Source organism: Kitasatospora sp. NPDC004723 (assembly GCF_040609255.1).
Taxonomy (GTDB): domain Bacteria; phylum Actinomycetota; class Actinomycetes; order Streptomycetales; family Streptomycetaceae; genus Kitasatospora.
Genome location: NZ_JBEXJT010000054.1, coordinates 46,614 through 55,580 on the forward strand (window position 1 = coordinate 46,614; position 8,967 = coordinate 55,580).

General features: G+C 74.9%; 7 protein-coding genes. All 7 read left to right on the plus strand.

The annotated features are described in order from the left end of the window. The first annotated feature begins 261 nt into the window (after positions 1-261). A complete protein-coding gene (hpnC, locus tag ABZW10_RS33665; protein ID WP_355373807.1) occupies positions 262-1,269 on the plus strand; it encodes a squalene synthase HpnC in 1,008 nt (335 codons plus the stop codon). A gap of 41 nt (positions 1,270-1,310) precedes the next feature. Then, a complete protein-coding gene (hpnD, locus tag ABZW10_RS33670; RefSeq protein WP_355373810.1) occupies positions 1,311-2,168 on the plus strand; it encodes a presqualene diphosphate synthase HpnD in 858 nt (285 codons plus the stop codon). Between the two features lie 166 nt (positions 2,169-2,334). Further along, entirely contained in the window at positions 2,335-3,771 is a 1,437-nt protein-coding gene (gene hpnE / locus ABZW10_RS33675) for a hydroxysqualene dehydroxylase HpnE (protein ID WP_355373785.1), read from the plus strand. Between the two features lie 182 nt (positions 3,772-3,953). Continuing rightward, a complete protein-coding gene (locus tag ABZW10_RS33680; protein WP_355373813.1) occupies positions 3,954-5,030 on the plus strand; it encodes a polyprenyl synthetase family protein in 1,077 nt (358 codons plus the stop codon). Positions 5,031-5,037: 7 nt separating this feature from the next. Next, on the plus strand, positions 5,038-7,131 hold the full coding sequence (gene shc / locus ABZW10_RS33685; RefSeq protein ID WP_355373787.1) for a squalene--hopene cyclase: 2,094 nt from the start codon (positions 5,038-5,040) through the stop codon (positions 7,129-7,131). Next, positions 7,128-7,823, plus strand: a complete 696-nt coding sequence (locus ABZW10_RS33690; protein ID WP_355373790.1) for a 1-hydroxy-2-methyl-2-butenyl 4-diphosphate reductase — start codon at positions 7,128-7,130, stop codon at positions 7,821-7,823. Before shc ends, ABZW10_RS33690 begins: the two co-directional genes overlap by 4 nt. Before the next feature lie 2 nt (positions 7,824-7,825). Continuing rightward, positions 7,826-8,851 carry an adenosyl-hopene transferase HpnH gene (gene hpnH, locus ABZW10_RS33695; RefSeq protein ID WP_355373792.1) on the plus strand — a complete coding sequence of 342 codons (1,026 nt, stop codon included), beginning with the start codon at positions 7,826-7,828 and terminating at the stop codon, positions 8,849-8,851. Positions 8,852-8,967 lie beyond the last annotated feature (116 nt).

Consider the following 8,967-nt stretch of genomic DNA (forward strand, 5'->3'; position numbering starts at 1 on the left):
CGCGGAGGGGCCGGTCCCGGAGGAGATCCGGGACCGGCCCCGCCGTCGTTCGTGCGCCCCGCCCCGCCCCGTCGTGCCCCGGGTGGCCCGCCGCCGCCCGGGTGAGCGCCCCGTGCGCCGGGCGAGGCGCCCTTCTCCGGCGCGGCCGTTGGTGTCAGGCTGTAGGCGCGGGGGTGGTGTGCCGGACGTGACTCCCGTGGTCGGACGCGTGTCCGACTCGGGCCGGTCACCGGAGCGGTGTAGAACGGGGGAGTGACAGCAGTGTCGGCTTCGGCCCAGCCCAACAGTGATTCCCCGCCCGCGGAGGGTGCCGCGGGAGCGGCGACCCTCGCCAAGGCGAGCGCGGAGAACTTCCCGGTCGCCCCGTTCTTCCTGCCCGCCGCGTGGCGCGACGACCTCATGACGGTCTACGGCTTCGCCCGGCTGGTCGACGACGCCGGTGACGGCGACCTCGCCGACCCGGCCGGCACCGCCGCACTGCTCGGCGTGCCCGCCCCGCCCGCGGCGCCCGCCCCCGCGGCCGGGCCCGGGGCCGGCCCGCACCGGCCCGGCCCCCAGGAGACCGCTTTCCGGCTCGCCCTGCTGGACGGCCTGGAGCGCGACCTCGACCGGGTCTTCGAGACGGCCCTCGCCCCGTCCTCGGCCGCCGAGGCCCCCCGCCACCCGCTGATGCGCCCGCTGGTCCCGCTGGTCGACCGGCACGGCCTCACCCCGGAGCCGTTCCGCCGGCTGATCCAGGCCAACCGGGTCGACCAGACCACCGACCGCTACCCCCGCTACGACGACCTCCTCGAGTACTGCACGCTCTCCGCCGACCCGGTCGGCCGCCTGGTGCTCGCCATCGCCGGCGTCTCCACCCCCGAGCGGGTGGCGATGTCCGACGCCGTCTGCACCGCCCTGCAGATCGTCGAGCACCTCCAGGACGTCGCCGAGGACCTCGCCCGCGGCCGGATCTACCTGCCCGCCGAGGACCTGGAACGGTTCGGGGTCACCGAGGAGGACCTCGCCGCGCCGAGCGCGAGCCCCGCCGTGCGGCGGCTGATCTCCTTCCAGGTGGACCGGGCCCGCACCCTGCTCGACCGCGGTGCGCCATTGGTAGGTACGGTTCGGGGGAGGCTTCGACTGCTCCTGGCGGGATTCACCGCGGGCGGCCACGCGGCCCTGGCGGCCGTCGAGGACGCCGGGTACGACGTGCTCGCCCAGCAGGCGAAGCCGGACAAGCGCCGCCTCGCAGCGAAGGCGGCGGCCATCTTCGCGAAGGGAAGGTGAACGCCCGCGTGGCGGCATCACCACTGGCGTCGGCGCCGGTCATGGCGGCGTACCGGTACTGCGAGGCAGTGACCGGGCTGCAGGCCCGCAACTTCAGCTACGGCATCAGGTTGCTGCCGGAACCGAAGCGGCTGGCCATGTCGGCCCTGTACGCGCTCGCCCGCCGGGTGGACGACATCGGCGACGGCGACCTCCCGGACGACCGCAAGGCCGAGGCCCTGCTGCGCACCCGCGAGCTGCTCGACGAGATCCGGGCCGGCTCGGTCGCGGAGGACGACACCGACCCGATCAAGGTCGCGCTGGCGGACGCGGCCCGGCGGTTCCCGATCCCGCTCGGCGGCTTCGACGAGCTGATCGACGGGGTCGAGATGGACCTCAAGGGCGCCGAGTACCAGACGTACGAGGAGCTCAAGGTCTACTGCCGGTGCGTGGCCGGGGCGATCGGGCGGCTCTCGCTCGGCGTGTACGGCTGCGACGACCCCGAGCGCGGCGCCCGGTACGCCGACACCCTCGGCCTGGCGCTCCAGCTCACCAACATCCTGCGCGACCTGCGCGAGGACGCCCTGAACGGCCGCACCTACCTGCCGACCGAGGACCTCGTCCGGTTCGGCTGCCAGGAGGGCTTCGCGCAGTCCCGGCCGCCGGTCGGCGCGGACTTCACCGGCCTGATCGCCTTCGAGGCGGCCCGCGCCCAGGCGGCCTTCGAGGAGGGCCTGCGGCTGCTGCCGATGCTCGACCGCCGCAGCCGGGCCTGCACCGCCGCGATGGCGGGCATCTACCACCGGCTGCTCGGCCGGATCGCCGCCGACCCGGAGTCGGTGCTGCGCGGCCGGGTGTCGCTGCCGGGCTGGGAGAAGGCGTACGTCGCGCTTTCCGGGCTCGCCGGGGGGCGTTCTTGATTCTTGCCACAGTTCTGTCACGCTGTGTCAGCGGGGAATCACTTGTGGGTAGAGCCCTGTTGACGGCTGTGCCGGATCCGACCGCACCGGTCCCGGGTCCGACCGCATTGACCACGGGCGCTCCGGCCGTGACCGGACCGGACGCCGGACGCGAGGGGGAGGTCCGATGACCGGGCGAGCCGACTCCGCGCGCCCGGCCGCCGTCGTGGTCGGCGGCGGCCTCGCGGGCATCACCGCCGCCCTGCGGCTGGCCGAGGCCGGCCACCGGGTCACCCTCGCCGAGGGCCGTCCCCGGCTGGGCGGCCTGGCCTTCTCGTTCCGGCGCGGCGAGCTGACCGTCGACAACGGCCAGCACGTCTACCTGCGCTGCTGCACCGCCTACCGCGGCCTGCTGGAGCGGCTGGGCGCCAACCGGCTGGTGCACCTCCAGGACCGCCTCCAGGTGCCCGTGCTGGGCGTCTCCGGGCCCGCCGGCGCACCGGTGCGCACCCTGGGCAAGCTGGAGCGCGCCGCACTGCCGGTGCCGCTGCACCTGGCCGGCAGCCTGGCCGGCTACCCGCACCTGAGCCCGGCCGACCGGGCCCGGGTGGTGCGCGGCGCCCTGGCGCTGCGCCGCCTCGACCTCGCCGACCCGGCGCTGGACGAGGTTTCCTTCGCCGACTGGCTGCGGTCCCACGGCCAGAACGATCGCACCCTGGCCGCGCTCTGGGACCTCGTGGGCGTGGCGACCCTGAACGCCCGCGCCGACCAGGTGTCGCTGGCGCTGGCCGCCATGGTGTTCAAGACCGGGCTGCTGTCCGACCCCGGGGCCTCCGACATCGGCACGCCCACCGTCCCGCTCGGCGTGATCCACCACGACCGGGCGCTCGCCGAGCTGGAACGCGCCGGAGTGAAGGTACTGCTGCGCGCCCGGGTGAGCGAGCTCAAGCCGGCCGTCCCGCAGCACGCCGTCCGGCTGGAGGGCGTCGACGAGCCGCTCGCCGCCGACACCGTGGTGCTGGCCGGCGCCCAGGACACCGCGGCGGCCCTGCTGCCGCCGGACGCGCTCCCCGGGCAGGAGCGGCTGGCCGGCTTCGGCACCGCGCCGATCCTCAACGTGCACGTGATCTACGACCGGCGCGTCCTGCGCAGGCCGTTCTTCGCCGCGTTCGGCTCGCCCGTCCAGTGGGTCTTCGACCGCACCCGGCACTCCGGCCTGGCCGGCACCGAGCTCGGCGCGGCCCACCCGGACGCCCAGTACCTGGCCCTGTCGCAGTCCGCGGTGCAGGACGAGATCGACCTGCCGGTCGCCGAGCTGCGCCGGCGCTACCTGCCGGAGCTGGCCCGGCTGCTGCCCGCCGCCGGCGGCGCCGAGGTGCTGGACTTCTTCGTCACCAGGGAGCGCACCGCCACCTTCGACCCGGCCCCGGGCACGGCGGCGCTGCGGCCGGGCCCGCTCACCGCCGTCCCCGGACTGCTGCTGGCCGGCGCGTGGACGGCCACCGGCTGGCCCGCGACGATGGAGGGGGCGGTGCGCAGCGGCCACGCCGCCGCCGACGCGGCCCTCGCCGCCGAGGGTCGGCGCCGGCCCTCGGACCGCGGCGACGGGAGGTGGCCGCGGTGACCGGCGCCCAGCGCACCGGGGACCGCGGCGAGCCCGCCAGAGCCGGCGCCCACCGCCCGGGTCCCGGCGGCGCGACCCCCCGTGCCGGCCGTGGCCCCACCGGCCGCACCACCACCGCCAGCGTCCGGCCGTCCCACGCGGCCAGGCACCACCAGGGAGAGGGAACGTACGTGGAGTCACGCATCGGCACGGCCGTCGGAGGCACGGCACATGCCGAACCGGTCTCGGTGCCGGAGCTGCTCAACCGCACCCGCGCGCTCTGTACCCCGCCGCTGAGGGCCGCCGTCGCCCGTCTGGCGGAACCCATGAACACCGTCGCGGCGTACCACTTCGGCTGGATCGACCGGGACGGCACACCGGTCGCGGGGGACGGCGGCAAGGCCGTCCGCCCGGCCCTGGCCCTGCTCTCGGCCCAGGCCGCCGGCGCCCCGGCGGAGGCCGGTGTGCCCGGCGGGGTCGCTGTTGAGCTGGTGCACAACTTCTCCCTGCTCCATGATGATCTGATGGACGGTGACGAGACCCGGCGCCACCGGGCCACCGCCTGGACGGTCTTCGGCCCGTCCCAGGCGATCCTGGTCGGTGACGCCCTGGCGACGCTCGGTACGGAGGTGCTGCTCGACGCCGCGACCACGGGCGGGGCGAGCCCCACCGATGCCGCGCGCGCCGTCCGGCTGCTCAACACCGCCAGCCGCCGGCTGATCGACGGCCAGGCGATGGACGTCGCCTTCGAGCAGCGGGACACCGTCACCGTCGCCGAGTGCCTGGAGATGGAGGGCGGCAAGACCGCCGCCCTGCTCTCCGCCGCCTCGGCGCTGGGCGCCGTCCTGGCCGGCGCCGACGACCGGGTCTCGGACTCCCTCCAGCGCTTCGGCGAGCACCTGGGCCTGGCCTTCCAGGCGGTCGACGACCTGCTCGGCATCTGGGGGGCCACCGAGGTCACCGGCAAGCCGCACTGGGGCGACCTGCGCCAGCGCAAGAAGTCCCTGCCGGTCGCCGCCGCCCTCGCCGAGGGCGGCGAGGCCTCCCGCGAACTGGCCGAACAGCTCGCCGACCCCAAGGGGCGCGGCGAGGAGAGCGAGACCGAGCTGGCCGCCCGCGCGCTGCTGATCGAGAAGGCCGGCGGACGCGCCTGGACCCAGGAGGAGGCCCGCCGCCAGCACACGACTGCCCTCGCCGCGCTGGACGAGGTGCCCATGCCCGATGTGGTGCGCGAGCACTTCGTCGCACTCGCCGAATTCGTGGTGGTACGAGAGAGGTGACGTTACGTTGACAGCAACCGCGGACGGCCGGCTCGACCCTGAGTACGATTCCGAGCCGGTCGCGGTGGGCGGCCTCCCCCCGGCGCTGCTGAGCGCCGGGCGGTGGCAGCCCGAGGGATCCGCCCCGGACGCCCCGGCCGGCCGGACCGATCAGCAGCAGGACGGGGCCGCCTCCGCCGAGGAGGCACTGGCCCGTGCCACCACCCACCTGCTCTCCCTGCAGAGCTCCGAGGGGTGGTGGAAGGGCGATCTGGAGACCAACGTCACCATGGACGCCGAGGACTTACTGCTCCGGCAGTTCCTCGGGATCCTCACCGAGGAGCAGACCAAGGCCACCGCCGAGTGGATCCGCTCCCAGCAGCGCGAGGACGGCACCTGGTCCACCTTCCACGGCGGCCCGGCCGAGCTCTCCACCACCGTCGAGGCGTACGTCGCCCTGAAGCTCGCCGGCGACGACCCGAACGCCCCGCACATGCTGGCCGCCGCCCGCTGGATCCGCTCCGCCGGAGGCATCGCCGCCTCCCGGGTGTTCACCCGGATCTGGCTCGCGCTCTTCGGCTGGTGGCCCTGGGAACGGCTGCCCGAGATGCCGCCGGAGATCATGTTCCTGCCCAAGTGGCTCCCCCTGAACATCTACGCCTTCGGCTGCTGGGCCCGGCAGACCATCGTCCCGCTGACCATCGTCTCCGCCCACCGCCCGGTGCGCCCGGCGCCCTTCCCGCTCACCGAGCTGCACACCGACCCGGACGACCCCTACCCCGCCCGGCCGATGGCCCCGGCCACCAGCTGGGACGGCCTGTTCGAACGCCTCGACAAGGTCCTGCACGCCTACCACCGGCGCGCGCTGCGCCCGCTGCGCCGGCTCGCGCTCTCCCAGGCCTGCCGCTGGATCGTCGAGCGCCAGGAGGCCGACGGCTGCTGGGGCGGCATCCAGCCGCCCGCCGTCTACTCGCTGATCGCCCTGAACCTGGAGGGCTACGAGCTCGACCACCCGGTGATGCGGGCCGGCCTCGCCTCCTTCGACCGCTTCACCGTGCACACCCCCGACGGCCGCCGCTGGCTGGAGGCCTGCCAGTCCCCGGTCTGGGACACCTGCCTGGCCACCATCGCCCTGGTCGACGCCGGCGTACCGGCCGACCACCCGGCACTGGTCTCCGCCGTCGACTGGATGCTCGGCGAGGAGATCACCAAGGCCGGCGACTGGTCCGTCCAGCGGCCCTCGCTCGCCCCCGGCGGCTGGGCCTTCGAGTTCGAGAACGACACCTACCCGGACATCGACGACACCGCCGAGGTGGTGCTCGCACTGCGCCGGGTCGCCCACCCCGACCCCGGCAAGGTCGCCGCCTCCGTCGACCGGGGCGTGCGGTGGAACCTCGGCATGCAGTCCAAGAACGGCGCCTGGGGCGCCTTCGACGTCGACAACACCAGCACGCTGCCGAACAAGCTGCCGTTCTGCGACTTCGGCGAGGTCGTCGACCCGCCGTCCGCGGACGTCACCGCACACGTCGTGGAGATGCTCGCCGAGGTCGGCCGGGCGGCCGACCCGCGCACCCGGCGCGGCGTCGAATGGCTGCTGCGCAACCAGGAGGCGGACGGCTCCTGGTTCGGCCGCTGGGGCACCAACTACATCTACGGCACCGGCTCGGTGCTGCCCGCCCTGGTCGCGGCCGGCGTCCCCGCCGAGCACCCGGCGATCCGCCGGGCGGTGCGCTGGCTGGAGGACCGCCAGAACGCCGACGGCGGCTGGGGCGAGGACATGCGCTCCTACGACGATCCGGCGCGCTGGGCCGGGCGGGGCGAGTCCACCGCCTCGCAGACCGCGTGGGCGCTGATGGCGCTGCTCGCGGCCGGCGAGGGACCGGACGGCCGGGCCAACGCGGCGGTGGAGCGCGGCGTCGACTGGCTGGTGCGCACCCAACTGCCCGAGGGCACCTGGGACGAGCCCCAGTTCACCGGCACCGGCTTCCCGTGGGACTTCTCCATCAACTACCACCTGTACCGGCTGGTGTTCCCGGTCACCGCGCTCGGCCGCTACCTGCACGGCAACCCCGCGATCGGCCGCCCGGCCGGGGGTCCCGCCGGGATCGGGGCGTCCCGGTGACCGCTTCCCCGCTGCTGGTCCTGTGCGCGCTCGGCCCCGAGGTGTGGGCCCTGCGCGGAGGGGACTGGCGCGGTGCGGCGGGCGGCCCGCCCGTCGTGGTGCGGACCGGGGTCGGCCGCCGCCGGGCCTCACTCACCGTCAGGAGGCTGCTCACCGCCGCCCCGGGCGGCTACGGCGCCATCGTGGTGGCCGGCTTCGGCGCCGCCGTCGCGCCGGGAATAGCGCCCGGAGAGGTGATCGTTGCCGACGGGGTGCGCGATGCCGAGGGGAACCACTTCGCCGTCGATTCCGGCCCGGCGCTCCACCGGGCCCTGACCGTGCGCGGCCTGACCGCGCACACCGGCGTGCACCACACCGCCGACCACGTGGTGCGCGGCCTGGAGCGGCGCGCCCTGCACCTGCAGGGAGCGCTCGCCGTCGACATGGAGGCCGCCGCCGTGCTGGCCGCCCTGCGCGAACTGCGGCCCGGCCTGCCCGCGGCCGTGCTGCGGGTCGTCGTCGACACGCCCGAGCGCGAGCTGCTGCGCCCGGGCACCCTGCCGGCCGGGGTCCGCGCCTGGCGGACCCTGCGCTCCACGGTGCCCGCCCTGGTCGACTGGCACCTGCACAACGACCGGCCGCCGCGCGCCCGCCCCGCGCCCGCCGCCCTGAACCACCCCACATCCTCGACGCTCCCCCAGGAGGCGAGCTAGCCATGGCCATGCCGCTGCGCCAGACCGTGCGGGTCGGCACCTACCTCATGCAGCAGAAGCTCAAGCGACGCGACAAATTCCCGCTGATCGTCGAACTGGAACCGCTCTTCGCCTGCAACCTGGCCTGCGAGGGGTGCGGCAAGATCCAGCACCCGGCCGGCGTGCTGAAGCAGCGGATGCCGGTCGCCCAGGCGGTCGGGGCGGTCCTGGAGTCCGGCGCCCCGATGGTCTCGATCGCCGGCGGCGAGCCGCTGATGCACCCGCAGATCGACGAGATCGTCCGGCAGCTGGTCGAACGCCGCAAGTACGTGTTCCTCTGCACCAACGCGCTGCTGCTGCGCAAGAAGCTCGACAAGTTCAAGCCCTCGCCCTACTTCACCTTCACCGTGCACATCGACGGGCTGCGCGAGCGGCACGACGCCTCGGTGGCCAAGGAGGGCACCTTCGACGAGGCGGTGGCGGCGATCAAGGAGGCCAAGCGGCGCGGCTTCCGGGTGACCACCAACTCCACCTTCTTCAACACCGACACCCCGCAGACCATCATCGACGTGCTCGACTACCTCAACGACGAGCTCAAGGTCGACGAGATGATGATCTCCCCGGCGTTCGCCTACGAGAAGGCGCCCGACCAGGAACACTTCCTCGGCGTCGAGCAGACCCGCGAGCTGTTCCGCAAGACCTTCGCCGGCGGCCGGCGGCGGCGCTGGCGGCTCAACCACAGCCCGCTCTTCCTGGACTTCCTGGAGGGCCGGGTCGACTTCGAGTGCACCGCCTGGGGCATCCCCAACTACTCGCTGTTCGGCTGGCAGCGGCCCTGCTACCTGATGGCCGACGGCTACGTGCCGACCTACCGCGAGCTGATCGAGAAGACCGACTGGGACAAGTACGGCCGCGGCAAGGACGCCCGCTGCGCCAACTGCATGGCGCACTGCGGCTACGAGCCGACCGCCGTCCTCGCCACCATGGGCTCCCTCAAGGAGTCCCTGCGGGCGATCACCGAGACCGTCGGCTCCACCCGGAGCCGCTGAGCGCACCCGTCGGCGGCCGGCGCACCCCCCCCCCCCCCCCCGCCGCCCCGGGCGCCCCGCCCCGGGGCGGGGCCCCCCGGGGCCCCGCGCCCAGCGGGGGGCGCTCCCCACCCCAC